Source organism: Streptomyces sp. NBC_01508 (assembly GCF_045040315.1).
In the GTDB taxonomy this organism is placed as follows: Bacteria; Actinomycetota; Actinomycetes; order Streptomycetales; family Streptomycetaceae; genus Streptomyces.
The window spans coordinates 3678312-3693065 of record NZ_CP109419.1; the positions used below are offsets into that span (position 1 = coordinate 3678312).

Annotated in this window: 15 protein-coding genes and 1 tRNA gene; 7 read left to right on the forward strand and 9 right to left on the reverse strand. The window is 70.1% G+C overall.

What is annotated here, in order from left to right; genetic code table 11:
* Nucleotides 1-77 precede the first annotated feature (77 nt).
* The 3 genes from OG700_RS16775 to nth form a co-directional block, all read right to left on the reverse strand.
* The gene (locus OG700_RS16775) at nt 78-1277 is read right to left on the reverse strand and encodes a MarP family serine protease (protein WP_405614313.1); all 1200 of its coding nucleotides are present in this window, start codon (nt 1275-1277) and stop codon (nt 78-80) included.
* Nucleotides 1278-1403: 126 nt separating this feature from the next.
* Nucleotides 1404-2075 (reverse strand): NUDIX hydrolase, encoded by a 672-nt coding sequence (locus OG700_RS16780; RefSeq protein ID WP_405614315.1) that lies wholly within the window; start codon nt 2073-2075, stop codon nt 1404-1406.
* A 279-nt stretch (nt 2076-2354) separates the two neighbouring features.
* Complete coding sequence (gene nth / locus OG700_RS16785; RefSeq protein ID WP_405614317.1) at nt 2355-3311, reverse strand: endonuclease III; 957 nt, start codon at nt 3309-3311, stop codon at nt 2355-2357.
* Nucleotides 3312-3623: 312 nt separating this feature from the next.
* Between nth and OG700_RS16790 the strand changes: the two genes are divergently transcribed.
* Entirely contained in the window at nt 3624-4298 is a 675-nt protein-coding gene (locus OG700_RS16790) for a Crp/Fnr family transcriptional regulator (protein ID WP_023539685.1), read from the forward strand.
* A 127-nt stretch (nt 4299-4425) separates the two neighbouring features.
* On the opposite strand, the gene OG700_RS16795 is transcribed toward OG700_RS16790, so the two are convergent.
* From OG700_RS16795 to OG700_RS16810, 4 genes are all read right to left on the reverse strand, one after another.
* On the reverse strand, nt 4426-5271 hold the full coding sequence (locus OG700_RS16795; protein WP_405614320.1) for an MBL fold metallo-hydrolase: 846 nt from the start codon (nt 5269-5271) through the stop codon (nt 4426-4428).
* On the reverse strand, nt 5268-6176 hold the full coding sequence (locus tag OG700_RS16800) for an NUDIX hydrolase (protein ID WP_405614322.1): 909 nt from the start codon (nt 6174-6176) through the stop codon (nt 5268-5270). Before OG700_RS16800 ends, OG700_RS16795 begins: the two co-directional genes overlap by 4 nt.
* A gap of 152 nt (nt 6177-6328) precedes the next feature.
* A complete protein-coding gene (locus tag OG700_RS16805; protein ID WP_405614324.1) occupies nt 6329-6799 on the reverse strand; it encodes a RidA family protein in 471 nt (156 codons plus the stop codon).
* The gene (locus tag OG700_RS16810) at nt 6796-6957 is read right to left on the reverse strand and encodes a DUF4177 domain-containing protein (protein ID WP_023539689.1); all 162 of its coding nucleotides are present in this window, start codon (nt 6955-6957) and stop codon (nt 6796-6798) included. Before OG700_RS16810 ends, OG700_RS16805 begins: the two co-directional genes overlap by 4 nt.
* 117 nt (nt 6958-7074) lie before the next feature.
* On the opposite strand from OG700_RS16810, the gene OG700_RS16815 reads away from it, so the two are divergent.
* Nucleotides 7075-8034 carry an ArsA family ATPase gene (locus OG700_RS16815; protein WP_405614326.1) on the forward strand — a complete coding sequence of 320 codons (960 nt, stop codon included), beginning with the start codon at nt 7075-7077 and terminating at the stop codon, nt 8032-8034.
* Nucleotides 8034-9356, forward strand: coding sequence for an ArsA family ATPase (locus OG700_RS16820; protein WP_405614328.1), 1323 nt, complete (start codon nt 8034-8036; stop codon nt 9354-9356). Before OG700_RS16815 ends, OG700_RS16820 begins: the two co-directional genes overlap by 1 nt.
* 72 nt (nt 9357-9428) lie before the next feature.
* Here OG700_RS16820 and OG700_RS16825 read toward each other — a convergent pair whose 3' ends face one another.
* Entirely contained in the window at nt 9429-9809 is a 381-nt protein-coding gene (locus OG700_RS16825) for a WhiB family transcriptional regulator (RefSeq protein ID WP_405614330.1), read from the reverse strand.
* Between the two features lie 433 nt (nt 9810-10242).
* Between OG700_RS16825 and OG700_RS16830 the strand changes: the two genes are divergently transcribed.
* Nucleotides 10243-12462 (forward strand): transglycosylase domain-containing protein, encoded by a 2220-nt coding sequence (locus OG700_RS16830; RefSeq protein WP_405614332.1) that lies wholly within the window; start codon nt 10243-10245, stop codon nt 12460-12462.
* An 88-nt stretch (nt 12463-12550) separates the two neighbouring features.
* Here OG700_RS16830 and OG700_RS16835 read toward each other — a convergent pair whose 3' ends face one another.
* Nucleotides 12551-13018 carry a GatB/YqeY domain-containing protein gene (locus tag OG700_RS16835; RefSeq protein ID WP_405614334.1) on the reverse strand — a complete coding sequence of 156 codons (468 nt, stop codon included), beginning with the start codon at nt 13016-13018 and terminating at the stop codon, nt 12551-12553.
* A 78-nt stretch (nt 13019-13096) separates the two neighbouring features.
* Here OG700_RS16835 and OG700_RS16840 point away from each other — a divergent pair, with 78 nt between their 5' ends.
* From OG700_RS16840 to OG700_RS16850, 3 genes are all read left to right on the forward strand, one after another.
* Nucleotides 13097-14035: a metallophosphoesterase gene (locus tag OG700_RS16840; RefSeq protein ID WP_405614336.1), complete on the forward strand. Its 939-nt coding sequence runs from the start codon at nt 13097-13099 to the stop codon at nt 14033-14035.
* 107 nt (nt 14036-14142) lie between these two features.
* Nucleotides 14143-14216, forward strand: a tRNA-Pro gene (locus tag OG700_RS16845).
* A gap of 222 nt (nt 14217-14438) precedes the next feature.
* Nucleotides 14439-14729, forward strand: coding sequence for a hypothetical protein (locus tag OG700_RS16850; RefSeq protein ID WP_405614338.1), 291 nt, complete (start codon nt 14439-14441; stop codon nt 14727-14729).
* The last annotated feature ends 25 nt before the right edge of the window (nt 14730-14754 follow it).

A 14754-nucleotide genomic window follows, 5' to 3' on the forward strand; every position in this document is an offset into this window, starting at 1 on the left:
CTGAGGGTCCGGAGGGTCCGGAGGGTCCGGAGGGTCCGGAGGGTCCGGAGGGTCCGGAGATCCCTGAGCGTCCGCTCCTACAGCGCGCATCCCTGGCTGTCGACCTGCTGGTTGGCCGAGCGGCCCAGCGTGATGTCCTCGCGGATCTCGTCGGCCGTCAGGGCGTAGCCGGTGTCCGGGTCGTCGAGCGACCGGGCGAAGATCACGCCGTACACCTTGCCGTCGGTGGTGAGCAGCGGGCCGCCGGAGTTGCCCTGGCGGACGGTCGCGAAGAGCGAGTAGACGTCGCGGCGGACCTCTCCCTGCCCGTAGATGTTCGGGCCGTCGGTGGTGATACGGCCCCGGACGCGGGCCGAACGCACGTCGTACGCGCCGTTCTCCGGGAAGCCCGCGACGATCGCGCTGTCGCCGCTGCGGGCGTCCTGGTCGGTGAACTGGAGCACCGGGGCACGCAGGTCGGGCACGTCCAGGACGGCGATGTCCCGCTCCTTGTCGAAGACGACGACCGTCGCGTCGTACAGCCTGCCCTCGCCGCCTATCTGGATGGTGGGCTCGTCGACGCCGCCCACTACGTGGGCGTTGGTCATGACCCGGCGCTCGGCGAAGACGAAGCCGGTGCCTTCGAGGACCTTGCTGCAACTCTGCGCCGTACCGACCACCTTGACGATGGAGCGCTGCGCGCGGGCCGCGACGGCGCTGCCGACGAGCGCCGGGTCCGGCGGGGCGACCGCGGTGATCGGCTCGTCCGCGAACGGTCTGAAGACCTGAGGGAAGCCGTTCTGCGCGAGGGCTGAGGAGAAGCCCGTGAACCAGGTCGCCGCCTGACCCGGCATCACTCGCGAGACGCCCAGCAGCACCTTCGAGTTACGGACCTCCTTGCCGAGCGTCGGCAGCGGCGTCCTGGCGAGGAGGGAGCCGATCAGCCAGGCGACCAGCAGCATGGCGACGACATTGACGAGTGCGCCGCCCGTCGCGTCCACGGCGCGCGCCGGCGACCAGGAGATGTAGCGGCGGAGCTTGTTGCCGAGGTGGGTGGTGAAGGCCTGTCCCACGGAGGCGCACACGATCACCACGACGACGGCGACAACGGTGGCCGTCGTCGTGACCTCCGCGTCCTTGGTGATCTGGTCCCAGAGCACCGGGAGCAGATAGATCGCGACGAGACCGCCGCCGAGGAAGCCGATCACCGACAGGATGCCCACGACGAAGCCCTGGCGGTAGCCCACGATCGCGAACCACACGGCGGCGAGAAGCAGCAGGATGTCCAGCACATTCACTGTCAATAGCCTCGCTCGCCTCGCTGATTCGTCTCCCGTCGCCCCGTCGGGTGGGGGTCCGGACCTGCGGCCCAATCGCTGTCCGAGGGCGTACCACCCGGTCGGCACGGCGATCGGGCAAGCCTGTCATGAGCGCCGGTCGAGCGGGACCTCCTTCGAGGGGTCCCACGGGCGCTCCCAGCCCGAGAAGTGCAGAATGCGGTCGATCACCCCGGCGGTGAAACCCCACACGAACGCCGAAGCGACCGTGAAGGCGGGGCTGTTGACTCCGCTCGGGTGGGTGGCCGTCACGCGGTTCGCCGGGTCCGTGAGATCCGCCACGGGCACGGTGAAGACTCGGGCGGTCTCCGCGAGATCGACCGCGTCGACCGGGGTGGGGGTGTGCCACCAGCCGAGCACCGGGGTCACCACGAACTCGCTCACCGGGATGTAGAGCTTGGGCAGCACACCGAAGAGCTGAACGCCGGTGGGGTCGAGCCCGGTCTCCTCCTCGGCCTCCCGCAGCGCGGCGCGCAGCGGTCCGGTCGTCGTCGGATCGCCGTCCTCGGGGTCGAGGGCGCCGCCGGGGAAGGAAGCCTGTCCGGCGTGCGAGCGCAGGGTGCTGGCCCGCTCCATCAGCAGCAGCTCGGGGCCGCGCTCGCCCTCGCCGAAGAGGACGAGCACGGCGGACTGCCGCCCGACGCCGCTCTTGGGCGGCAGGAAGCGGCTCAGCTGTTCCGGCGCCACGGTCCGTAGGGCACCGGCCACCGGACCCAGCCATTCGGGGAGGCCGTCGGTGGTGACGGGGACGTCGGTCACGGCTCTGTCGTGGCTGTGTACGGCCTTGTCGTGGGTCGCTTCGGCGCGCGTCGGTCGCGGCGCGCGTCCGGTGTGTGCGGTGCGTGTGGTGCGCGCGTCATGTGTGTCGGCCCGTGTCATCGGCAACCCCCGACGTATAACGCCCGCTGTCGCCCGGATCGTTCCAGCCGCATGCGTCGCAGCCCTTCCTTTCGCGCTCTCGCGCTCTTCCGCTCGTGTGCCCCGCCGGTCTGTCCGGTGATACGGCTCCGGCCCGCCGTCCGCTCACCGCGCGGGCGATCATTCGCCCCCGGCGGGTGTGCCGAGGGGTGGTGCGGGCCTGCCCGGGTAGTCCGGCGGTGGGGAGAGTCGCTGCCCCGGATAGCCGCCCATCTCGTACTTGAGCAGCTTCCTGGCCTTCTCCGGGTCGGTCTCGCCCTCTCCGTAGGAGGGGCAGAGATGCGCGATGGGGCAGGCACCGCAGGCCGGTTTACGGGAGTGGCAGACGCGGCGTCCGTGGAAGATGATCCGGTGCGAAAGCATCGTCCACCCACTCTTGGGGAAGATCGCGGCGATCTCCGCCTCGACCTTCTCCGGGTCCTCCTGGTCGGTCCACTTCCAGCGGCGCACGAGCCGGCCGAAGTGGGTGTCGACGGTCAGACCGGGGACACCGAACGCGTTGCCCAACACGACGTTGGCCGTCTTGCGGCCGACGCCGGGCAGCGTCACGAGATCCTTCAGCGTGCCGGGCACCTCGCCGTCGTAACGGTCGCGGAGCGCCGTCGACAGACCGATCAGGGACCTCGCCTTGGCGCGGAAGAATCCCGTGGGGCGGATGACCTGCTCCAGTTCCTCGGGCACGGCGGCGGCCATGTCCTCCGGCGTCGGATAGGCCGCGAAGAGCGCGGGGGTCGTCTGGTTGACGCGCAGGTCCGTCGTCTGGGCGGACAGGACCGTGGCGACGAGCAGCTCGAAGGGGTCGCGGAAGTCCAGCTCCGGGTGGGCGTACGGATAGACGTCGGCCAGCTCGCGGTTCATCCGGCGGGCGCGCCGGACCATGGCCAGCCGGGACTCCGGCTTGGCGCGCTTCGGCCGCTTGGCGCCGGCGGGCTTGCTCGCGGACGCGGGTGCGGACGCTGGTGCGGGACCGGCGGATTTGGCGCTCGCGGACGCGGGACTCGCGGACTTGGCGCTCGTCGGCTTCGTGCTTGCGCCTTTTGCGGCTTTGTTCGACTTCGCGGAAGGCTGTTCGCCCACAGCGGAATTCAGCTTCGGTGACACTCTTCCAGCTCCCTTGGCCTGCGCTCTCACCGGCGAGTTGGACACCCGGCCAGCCTAGAGCCCGGCACTGACATCCGCCCCGACCCCGGCCGATCACCACCCGAATCGGGCCCCGGGGCACGGTCCGGGGCCGCGGTACGTCAAACTTGTGACTGATCGCACGTTTTCGACAATGGGCGCCCGGTACGGCGACAGAGCCGCCGTCGGCCCGAGCCACCCGTGAACACGCAGCACGTCCGGCATCATGGGACCGAAGGTCCCCTGAGCAGGTCGACAAGGAGAGAATTCGTGGACGATGTTCTACGACGCGCCCCGCTCTTCGCGGCGCTCGACGACGAGCAGGCCGCGGAGCTCCGCGCCTCGATGAGTGAGACGACGCTCGCCCGCGGCGACGCGCTGTTCCACGAAGGCGACCCCGGCGACCGCCTCTATGTGGTCACCGAGGGCAAGGTCAAACTGCACCGCACCTCCCCCGACGGCCGGGAGAACATGCTGGCCGTCCTCGGCCCCGGCGAACTGATCGGCGAGCTGTCGCTCTTCGACCCGGGCCCGCGCACCGCCACCGCGAGCGCGCTCACCGAGGTCAAGCTCCTCGGCCTCGGCCACGGCGACCTCCAGCCCTGGCTGAACGCCCGCCCCGAGGTGGCCACCGCCCTGCTGCGCGCCGTCGCCCGGCGCCTGCGCAAGACCAACGACCAGATGTCCGACCTGGTCTTCTCCGACGTACCGGGCCGTGTCGCCCGCGCGCTCCTCGACCTGTCGCGCCGCTTCGGCGTGCAGTCGGAGGAGGGCATTCACGTCGTGCACGACCTGACGCAGGAAGAGCTGGCCCAGCTGGTCGGCGCGTCCCGCGAGACGGTCAACAAGGCGCTCGCCGACTTCGCCCAGCGCGGCTGGCTGCGCCTGGAGGCCCGCGCGGTGATCCTCCTGGACGTCGAGCGTCTCGCGAAGCGCTCACGCTGACCCGTGGACGGACCCGTACGCGGACCGTAGGCCCGGAACGACGACCGGGCCAGCCTGTTGTCGTCGAACCCCGGACGGGCCGCACACACGCGGCCCGTCCGGGGTTCGGTCACGAACCGGACAGCCGCTACGGCCCGGAGATCAGCCCGTGCTCCCGCAGATACTCCAGCTGCGCGCGCACCGACAGCTCCGCCGCCGGCCACAGGGACCGGTCCACGCCGCTGCCTCCGTACACATGCGCCACGATCTCCGCCGGCGAGCGGTAGCCGTTCTCCACCGCCGTCTCGACCTGCGCGAGGCGGCTCGCGCGGTGCGCGAGGTAGTACTCGACCGCCCCCTGGGCGTCTTCCAGTACGGGCCCGTGGCCCGGCAGCACCGTATGGACGCCGTCGTCGACGGTCAGCGAGCGCAGCCGCCGCAGCGAGTCGACGTAGTCGCCGAGCCTGCCGTCAGGGTGGGCCACCATCGTCGTACCGCGGCCGAGGATCGTGTCGCCCGTCAGCACCGCGCGGTCGGCCGGCAGATGGAAGCACAGCGAGTCCGAGGTGTGCCCGGGGGTGGCCACGACGCGCAGCTCAAGACCGCCCTCGGTGACGACGTCCCCGGCCGCCAGCCCCTCGTCGCCGAGCCGCAGAGCCGGGTCCAGGGCCCTTACGGGCGTACGCGTCAGCTCGGCGAAGCGCGCCGCGCCCTCCGCGTGGTCCGGGTGGCCGTGGGTGAGGAGGGTCAGCGCGACGCGTTTGCCCGCCCGCTCGGCGGTGGCGACGACCGCCCGCAGATGCGCGTCGTCGAGCGGGCCGGGGTCGATCACGACCGCGAGGGCGGAGTCCGGCTCGGAGACGATCCAGGTGTTCGTGCCGTCCAGGGTCATCGCGGACGCGTTCGGCGCCAGCACGTTGACCGCGCGGGCCGTCGCGGCGCCCGAGAGGACCCCTCCGCGCGGCTGTCCCGGCAGGGCCGCGGCGTCCGTCATCGCTCGCCACCCCCCAGCGGCACGCGCAGTGGCACGCGCTTGGTGAACTCCTCCTGGCCCGGCCAGCTGAGCACCACCTCGTCGCCCTCCACCCTCGGCTTCGCCAGGACGGGCGCGAGGTCCCGCCCGGCGGCGGCTTCGAACGCCTCGGCCGCGGAGCCGTACGGCTGGAGCTGACGCAGTGTCGCGACGGTGGGCGGCATCATCAACAGCTCGCCCTCGTCGTATCCGAGTGCCGCGTCGGTCGGCCGGATCCACACCGTTCGATCAGCCTCCGTGGAAGAGTTGCGCGTACGCTGCCCGGTCGGCAGCGCGGCCACGAAGAACCAGGTGTCGTACCGCTTCGGCTCGAACTCGGGGGTGATCCACCGGGTCCACGCCGCCAGCAGATCGCCGCGCAGCGTCAGCCCGCGCCGGTCCAGGAACTCCGCGAAGGACAGCTCACGGTCGACAAGGGCGGCGCGGTCCGCCTCCCAGTCGTCCCCCGTGGTGTCGCCGACGACGGTCCCGGCCGTCTCCCCCGCCAGCAGGACCCCGGACTCCTCGTACGTCTCGCGCACCGCCGCGCAGACGATGGCCTGCGCGGACGCGGCGTCGACACCGAGCCGCCGCGCCCACACCTCACGCCCCGGTCCCGCCCAGCGGACGGGCCGGTCGTCGTCGCGCGGGTCGACGCCACCGCCCGGATACGCGTACGCACCTCCGGCGAAGGCCATGGAGGTGCGTCGGCGCAGCATATGTACGGAGGGTCCGCGAGATCCGGCGGGCGCGTCGGGCGCGCTGGTGGAATCGCGCAGCAGCATCACGGTCGCGGCCCGCCGTGCGGGGGCCACGCTGAGCTCGCCCCGGGCGAGCGCCCGGATGCGGCCGGACCACTCCGGCGGGAACCACTGACCATTGGACATGCCGGGATGCTACGGGCTTCCCGGGCGATGTTCGAGGGTCACTTCCCGGGGTCCGGGGACCCCGGGACGGCTCGAAGACTCCCACGGGCGGACCGCTGGCGAACCACCGGCGGCCCGGGGAACAGCCCACGAGCGGCCCGGGATCGTCCGGGTCAGTCCGCGACCAGCTCCACCTGGATCTCGATCTCGACCGGGGCGTCCAGCGGCAGGACGGCCACACCGACCGCGCTGCGCGCGTGCACGCCCTTGTCGCCGAAGACCTGGCCGAACAGCTCGCTCGCCCCGTTGAGGACGGCGGGCTGGCCCGTGAAGTCCGACGCGGAGGCGACGAACCCCACGACCTTCACGACGCGCGCCACGCGGTCCAGGTCGCCGATGACGGACTTCACGGCGGCCAGCGCGTTCAGCGCGCAGATCCGGGCGAGATCCTTGGCCTCCTCGGGCGTGACCTCGGCGCCGACCTTGCCGGTCACCGGAAGCTTGCCCTCCACCATCGGGAGCTGCCCCGCCGTGTACACGTACACGCCGGACCGCACGGCCGGCTGATACGTCGCCAGCGGCGGTACGACCTGCGGAACCGTCAGCCCCAGTTCGGCGAGCGCCGCCTCGACCGCGCCGCTCATGCGGACTTCTCTCGCTTCAGATAGGCCACCAGCTGCTCGGGGTTGTTCGGACCCGGAATGACCTGGACGAGCTCCCAGCCGTCCTCGCCCCAGGTGTCCAGAATCTGCTTCGTCGCGTGCACGAGAAGAGGCACCGTCGCGTATTCCCACTTCGTCATGGGCCGACTGTATCCGCACCGCGCGGCCACCTCGTACGGAGCCCGTGGACGGCCTCGTGCGGAGCCCGTGGACGGCCTCGTGCGTAGCCCGCCGCCCGACTGGTTAGGCTCGAATGTGTGAGCAGGCTCCAGGTCGTCAGCGGCAAGGGCGGCACCGGTAAGACCACGGTCGCCGCGGCCCTCGCGCTCGCCCTCGCGACGGAGGGCAAGCGCACCCTCCTCGTAGAGGTCGAGGGCAGACAGGGCATCGCACAGCTCTTCGAAACGGAGGCGCTTCCTTACGAGGAACGGAAGATCGCCGTCGCCGCCGGCGGCGGCGAGGTGTACGCGCTGGCCATCGACGCCGAGCGCGCACTGCTCGACTACCTCCAGATGTTCTACAAACTCGGCAGCGCGGGCCGCGCCCTCAAGAAGCTCGGCGCCATCGACTTCGCCACCACCATCGCGCCGGGCGTCCGGGACGTCCTGCTGACCGGCAAGGCGTGCGAGGCCGTACGCCGCCGGGACAAGCGGGGCCGGTTCACGTACGACTACGTCGTGATGGACGCCCCGCCCACCGGCCGCATCACGCGCTTCCTGAACGTGAACGACGAGGTGGCCGGCCTCGCGAAGATAGGCCCGATATACAACCAGGCCCAGGCGGTGATGCGGGTGCTCAAGTCACCCGGGACCGCCGTGCACCTGGTGACGCTCCTAGAGGAGATGCCGGTCCAGGAGACCGTCGACGGCATAGGAGAGCTGCGCGGGGCCGAACTGCCCGTCGGCAAGGTGATCGTGAACATGGTGCGCCCGCACCTCCTTGATGAGGAGGCCGTCAAGGGCGTGGCGGGCGACCGTCGTAAGGAGGTCACCAAGGCGCTCGCGGCGGCCGGGGTGAGCGCGCCCACGAAGCTCGTGGGGCCGCTCCTGGAACAGGCCGCCGAGCACGCCCAGCGCGTGCAGCTTGAGCGCGAGCAGCGCGCCGTCCTGGCGAAGCTCGGGCTGCCTACGTACGAACTCCCCCTGATCGGCGAGGGCATGGACCTGGCCGGTCTGTACCGCCTGGCGGGGGAGCTACGCAATCTTGGGGAGGCCTGATGACTCTGGACGCGGCGGCGGCCCCGCTCGAAGTCGATCCGCTGCTGGACGACCCGGCGACGCGCATCATCGTGTGCTGCGGCTCCGGCGGTGTCGGCAAGACGACGACGGCGGCGGCTCTCGGCGTACGGGCGGCGGAACGTGGCCGCAAGGTGGTCGTGCTGACCATCGACCCGGCCCGCAGGCTCGCCCAGTCCATGGGCATCGACTCGCTCGACAACACCCCCCGTCAGGTCAAGGGCATCGAGGGCGGCGGTGAACTGCACGCGATGATGCTCGACATGAAGCGGACCTTCGACGAGATCGTCGAGGCGCACGCCGACCCGGACCGGGCCCGCGCCATCCTGGACAACCCCTTCTACCAGTCCCTGTCGGCCGGATTCGCGGGCACACAGGAGTACATGGCGATGGAGAAGCTGGGTCAGCTGCGGGCCCGCGACGAGTGGGACCTGATCGTGGTCGACACCCCGCCGTCGCGCTCGGCGCTGGACTTCCTGGACGCGCCGAAACGGCTGGGCTCGTTCCTGGACGGGAAGTTCATCCGCCTGCTGATGGCCCCGGCGAAGATGGGCGGCCGGGCCGGGATGAAGTTCCTGAACGTCGGGATGTCGATGATGACCGGCACTCTCGGGAAGCTGCTCGGCGGCCAATTCCTGCGCGACGTGCAGACGTTCGTGGCGGCGATGGACACCATGTTCGGCGGTTTCCGTACGCGTGCCGATGCGACGTACCGGCTGCTCCAGGCGCCCGGCACGGCCTTCCTGGTGGTCGCCGCGCCGGAACGGGACGCGCTGCGCGAGGCCGCGTACTTCGTGGAGCGGCTGGCCGCCGAGGGGATGCCGCTCGCCGGGCTCGTCCTCAACCGCGTGCACGGCAGCGGCGCCGCCCGGCTGTCGGCCGAGCGGGCGCGGGCCGCCGCGGAAAATCTTGAAGAGGGTCGCATTGTGGATCAGGGCCGCGGGAAGAATGGTGCTCGTGAGGCCGCTGCCCCCGCGGGCTCATCCCCCGAGGCCCCTGAGGCATCCCGTACGTCCGAGCCGCGAACATCCGAATCAGAGGCCTCTGAATCGCAGACGTCCGAATCACAGACGTCCGAACCGCCGTCGGTCAATCAACTGACGGCAGGTCTGCTGCGCCTGCATGCCGAGCGTATGCAGGTGCTCAAGCGTGAGCAGCGCACGCGCGACCGCTTCACCGCGCTCCACCCCGAGGTGCCGGTGGCCGAAGTCGCGGCGCTGCCCGGCGATGTGCACGACCTCGCAGGGCTCCGAACCATCGGTGACCGCCTCTCGGGCGGGAGCCCGGCGACCGGGGCCGCGTAAGCGGCGAGGTGCCAAACGGACGAGAGGGCGACAGCGAGGCGCTGACCGGCGACGTTCTCTGGCTGTGGCGGCCTACCCCACCGCCGCCCATGTGTCGTCGATGACGGCGTCGGCGTAGTGGCGCGAGCCGTACGTCTCGTCGTCGTCCTCAAGGCCGACGGGCAGAATGCCCGCGCTGCGCTCGTACTCGGTGCGTGCGGTTTCGAGCAGCCGTCGCCATGAGGTGACAGTGGGGCGCCTGCGCAGCAGTGCGCGTCGCTCCCGCTCGGTCATTCCGCCCCACACGCCGAATTCGACGCGGTTGTCCAGCGCGTCGGCCAGGCACTCCGTACGCACCGGGCAACCGGTGCACACCGCCTTGGCCCTGTTCTGCGCTGCGCCTTGTACGAACAATTCATCCGGATCGGTAGTGCGGCATGCTGCCTGCGCACTCCAGTCGGTTACCCAGCCCATCCCGGCGCCGTCCTCTCCCGAATCGAGGCTCCCCCACGGCGGAAGCGGCATATTCACCGCTGCCAGTTGAGGACGTTACGGAACGTGGGCACAGCGCAACACCCCCTTCGGGCCCAATCTTGAATGGCCCGAACGGACTATGCGTACGCGGCAGATCACCCAGGGGAGTGATGCGGGGACATACGCGACCAACCCGAAAAGTCACCATATTTCGGTCGGACCACAACGGGCGCCGGGTGATGTACGAGGCGGAATCGGACAGGACTTCCGACACGTCGAGCGATGTTTCAGACGACGCTTCACGGTGCGCCGGACTTCAACGTCGGGGACTTGAGCCGGGACTTGATACGAAACCGCCCTGCTGTGACAGTTGGGTGCAGCTTAGGCCAGAGCCTTTATGTGTGTCCGGCGAACGACAACGTAGGCTGCTGCCATGCCAAAGAAGCGCTCGGGCGGCGGTCTGACCGGGACCCAGCAGGCCGCCAAGTTCCTCGGTGTCAGTGTGCTCGCGGGAGCGGTGCTGGCGGGAATCGCCTTGCCCGCCTTCGGAGTTCTGGGCCTGGCGGCCAAGGGGACGGTCGAGGGATTCGACGAGATTCCGGCGAATCTCAAGACCCCGCCGCTCAGCCAGCGCACCACGATCCTCGACAAGGACGGCGGCCATATCGCCACCGTCTACTCGCGCGACCGTACGGTCGTGCCCCTCACCGACATCTCGCCGTACATGCAGAAGGCGATCGTCGCGATCGAGGACTCGCGCTTCTACGACCACGGGGCGGTCGACCTCAAGGGTGTTCTGCGCGCGGCCAACCGCAACGCGCAGTCGGGCGGCGTCTCCCAGGGCGCCTCGACCCTCACCCAGCAGTATGTGAAGAACGTCTTCGTCGAAGAGGCGGGCGACGACCCCGACAAGGTCGCCGAGGCCACCCAGCAGACCATCGGCCGCAAGATCCGCGAGCTCAAGTTCGCGATCCAGGTCGAGGAGGAGCTGGGCAAGAAGAAGATCCTTGAGAACTACCTGAACATCACCTTCTTCGGACAGCAGGCGTACGGCATCGAGGCCGCCTCGCACCGCTACTTCTCCAAGCCGGCGAAGAAGCTGAAGCTTCAGGAGGCGGCGCTGCTGGCGGGCATCGTCCAGTCGCCGAGCCGGTACGACCCGGTGAACGACACGGAGGAGGCGACCAAGCGCCGCAACACCGTGATCCAGCGCATGGCCGACGTGAAGGACATCTCGCAGGCCGAGGCGGACAAGGCGAAGAAGACCGAGATCGACCTGAAGGTGAGCCGTCCCAAGAACGGCTGCATCACGGCGGTCAAGGGCGCGGGCTTCTTCTGCGACTACGTACGGAAGGTGTTCCTGACCGACACCGCGTTCGGCAAGACGCAGGAGGACCGGGCCAAGGTCTGGAACCAGGGCGGTCTGACCGTCCGGACGACACTCGACCCGCAGGCGCAGGAATCGGCGCAGGAGTCGATCAAGACCCACGTCTACAAGACGGACCAGGTCGCCACCGCCCTGTCGATCGTCGAGCCGGGCACCGGCAAGATCCTGGCCATGGGCCAGTCGCGGCCGTACGGCGGCGCCAAGAACGAGACGTACATGAACCTGTCCGTCGACCAGGACATGGGCGGCGGCGCCGGCTACCAGCCGGGATCGACCTTCAAGCCCATCGTCGCGGCGGCGGCCCTGGAGCAGGGCATCCAGCCGACGCAGTCGTACCCCTCGCCGTACCAGATGAACTATCCGAGCCCCGTGCAGACCTGCAAGGGTCCGTGGACGGGCCAGGGTGTCCCGGTCGAGAACGAGAACGAGTCCGAGGTCGGCCCGTACGGAATGAAGGAAGCGACCGCCAAGTCGGTCAACACCTACTACGTACAGCTGATCAGCCAGATCGGCGTCTGCCCGGTGACCGAGCTGGCCCGGAAGATGGGTGTCGAGCGGGCCGACGGCAAGGCGATCGAGCAGCTCCCGTCGATCACGCTGGGCACGCAGGAGATGACGCCGCTCACCATGGCCTCCGGGTACGCGACGTTCGCCAACCGCGGCACGTACTGCACTCCCGTCGCCATCGGATCGATCACCGGCCCGAACGGCAAGGAGATGGACGTCCCGAAGTCGACGTGCTCGCGGGCGATGTCGGAGAAGACGGCCGACACCATCAACACCCTGCTGGCGGGCGTGGTCGAGGACGGTACGGGCCAGGAGGCGGGCCTCGGCAGCAGGCCGAGCGCGGGCAAGACCGGTACCACCGACTTCCGGCTCGCCGCGTGGTTCGTGGGCTACACACCGAACATGGCGGGCGCGGTGTGGGTCGGCGACCCGACCCTCAAGAAGAAGATGGTGGACATCACCATCGGCGGCCAGTACCACGACAAGGTCTTCGGTGGCGCCGTACCCGGACCGATCTGGCGCGACGCGATGGGCGGTGCGCTCGACGGCAAGCCGGGGCCCGGGTTCAACACCATCAACATCCCGGACCCGGAGAAGGACAAGGACAAGGACAAGGGCCGCGACAAGCCGGGGGACAACGGCGGGGACGACGGCGACGGCGACGGCGACAACGGCGACCAGGACCCGGGCAGGGGCGACAACGGGGGCGGCGACGGCGAGAACCCGTTCCCGGGCTTCCCGGACGGCACGTTCGACTAGCCCGTACAGGACGTACGGCACGCACAGGACGTAAAAAAGGGGCTCCCGGCCGAGGAATCGGCCGGGAGCCCCTTCGCGTACAGGGGCGTCAGCCCGCCGCGAGGCTCTGCTTGACGGCGGCGGCGACCCGCCCCCCGTCGGCACGGCCCGCGACCTTCGGACCGACGATCTTCATGACGGCGCCCATCGCACGCGGCCCCTCGGCGCCGGCCGCCTTCGCCTCGCCCACGGCCTGCGCGACGATCGCACCGAGCTCGTCGTCGGTCAACTGCTGCGGCAGATAAGCGTCGAGCAGCACGCCCTCCGCCTTCTCCCGCTCCGCCTGCTCGGCCCGCCCGCCCTGCGCGAAGGCCTCGGCCGCCTCACGGCGCTTCTTGGCCTCCTTGGCGATCACCTTCTGCACCTCGTCGTCGGAGAGCTCGCGCGCCGACTTGCCGGAGACCTCCTCCTTGGAGATCGCGGCGAGGGTCAGCCGGAGGGTGGCGGAGCGCAGCTCGTCACGTGCCCTGATCGCGGCGATGAGGTCGTCGTGCAGCTTGGACTTGAGCGTGGTCATGCGGACAGTGTGTCAGGTACGGCCCACGGACCGCCGTTCAGTTTCCCGGGGCGGTGGCGGGTCTGCGACGATGAGCGCATGCGCGCACGCTACGGAGTCCCCCTGAAAATCACCGCGGGAATCGCGGCCGCCGGGGCGGCCGGCATCGCCTACGCCGCCGGATTCGAGGCCCGTTCCTTCCGGCTGCGACGGGTCTCCGTACCCGTACTGCCGGACGGCATGCGACCGTTGCGGATCCTCCAGGTCTCGGACATCCACATGGTCTGCGGCCAGCGCAAGAAGCAGCGCTGGCTCCGCTCCCTGGCCGGCCTGCGCCCCGACTTCGTGGTCAACACCGGCGACAACCTCTCCGACCCGCAGGGCGTACCGGAGGTACTCGACGCGCTCGGCCCGCTGATGGAGTTCCCGGGCGTCTACGTCTTCGGCTCCAACGACTACTACGGCCCCGCTCTGCGCAACCCGGCGCGCTACATCTTCGAGAAGGCCCAGGGCAAGCACGGCCTGAACGGCAACGCGCCCGCCGTCAACGTCGTCCACAACCCGTGGGAACCGATGCGCGACGCCTTCGACGCGGCGGGCTGGGTGGGTCTGACCAACGCCCGCGGCCGGCTCAAGATCGACGGCCACGAGATCGCCTTCACCGGCGTCGACGACCCGCACATCAAACGCGACCGCTACGCCGAGGTCGCGGGCGGCCCGGAACCCGACGCGGACCTGTCGATCGGCGTGGTCCACGCCCCGTACCTGCGCATGCTGGAGGCGTTCACATCGGACGGCTACCCCCTGATCCTGGGCGGCCACACGCACGGCGGCCAGCTCCGCATCCCGTTCTACGGAGCAGTCGTCACCAACTGCGACCTGGACACGGCCCGCGCCCGGGGCCTCTCGACCTACGACGCCGGGGGCCACACCTCATACCTCCACGTCTCGGCGGGCTGCGGCACGAACCGCTACACCCCGGTCCGCTTCGCCTGCCCCCCGGAAGCAACGCTACTGACACTCACACCACGCACCTGACCCCTCCACGACCGGGCCGGGGCCCGGCCTGCGCCCCACAAAACCGGATTTCGCCTGCGGGCGCCGGTGGGCTAAAGTAATCGATGTCGCAGCGACACGGGCGACATCGGGGTGTAGCGCAGCTTGGCAGCGCGCTTCGTTCGGGACGAAGAGGTCGTGGGTTCAAATCCCGCCACCCCGACAGTAAAACGCCAGGTCAGGGCCGGTTTCCTTCACAGGAGACCGGCCCTGATGGCGTTCCTGGAGGCATTCTGGATGTCAACTGGATGTGATCTTGGTCCGCCGCTCATGCGTCGGCGGAGAACACCTCCCAGTTGGTCACCGATGTCCAGGACCTGCGGGCGGCGGTCGCGGCACTCACGGCTGCGGTCGCCGACCTGACCGCGCAGGGCCGAGCGGGCGGATGACCGCGGCCGGGTCGGGGAGCGTCGCGGTCGAGCTGGCTCAGCTACGCGGGGAGATCGGCACCGGCCTCGCCGAGATCAAGGGCGCGCTCGGTGTCCTCGTCGAGCGAATCGCTCGCACGGACGCGGACCTGAAGCAACTGCGCACGGACACCGAGGAATCGATCCGGGCGCTGCAACAGGAGATCGACGAGCTGAAGCGGGGCCGGTGGCCGCTCGCGCAGATCGGCTCGCTGCTCGCCGTCGGCGCGCTGGCCGTCGCGGTCGTCGCGCTGTTCATCAGCACCTGACGGACACTGTCCAGACACGACGTCC

What these genes read in the sequence shown, in the direction of transcription:
- OG700_RS16795 (WP_405614320.1), bottom strand. Translation starts at nt 5,271, where the DNA reads ATGACGGACGCCGCGGCCCTGCCGGGACAGCCGCGCGGAGGGGTCCTC.
- OG700_RS16835 (WP_405614334.1), bottom strand. Translation starts at nt 13,018, where the DNA reads ATGACCACGCTCAAGTCCAAGCTGCACGACGACCTCATCGCCGCGATC.
- OG700_RS16840 (WP_405614336.1), top strand. Translation starts at nt 13,097, where the DNA reads ATGCGCGCACGCTACGGAGTCCCCCTGAAAATCACCGCGGGAATCGCG.
- OG700_RS16825 (WP_405614330.1), bottom strand. Translation starts at nt 9,809, where the DNA reads ATGGGCTGGGTAACCGACTGGAGTGCGCAGGCAGCATGCCGCACTACC.
- OG700_RS16820 (WP_405614328.1), top strand. Translation starts at nt 8,034, where the DNA reads ATGACTCTGGACGCGGCGGCGGCCCCGCTCGAAGTCGATCCGCTGCTG.
- OG700_RS16830 (WP_405614332.1), top strand. Translation starts at nt 10,243, where the DNA reads ATGCCAAAGAAGCGCTCGGGCGGCGGTCTGACCGGGACCCAGCAGGCC.
- OG700_RS16805 (WP_405614324.1), bottom strand. Translation starts at nt 6,799, where the DNA reads ATGAGCGGCGCGGTCGAGGCGGCGCTCGCCGAACTGGGGCTGACGGTT.
- OG700_RS16810 (WP_023539689.1), bottom strand. Translation starts at nt 6,957, where the DNA reads ATGACGAAGTGGGAATACGCGACGGTGCCTCTTCTCGTGCACGCGACG.
- OG700_RS16850 (WP_405614338.1), top strand. Translation starts at nt 14,439, where the DNA reads ATGACCGCGGCCGGGTCGGGGAGCGTCGCGGTCGAGCTGGCTCAGCTA.
- OG700_RS16800 (WP_405614322.1), bottom strand. Translation starts at nt 6,176, where the DNA reads ATGTCCAATGGTCAGTGGTTCCCGCCGGAGTGGTCCGGCCGCATCCGG.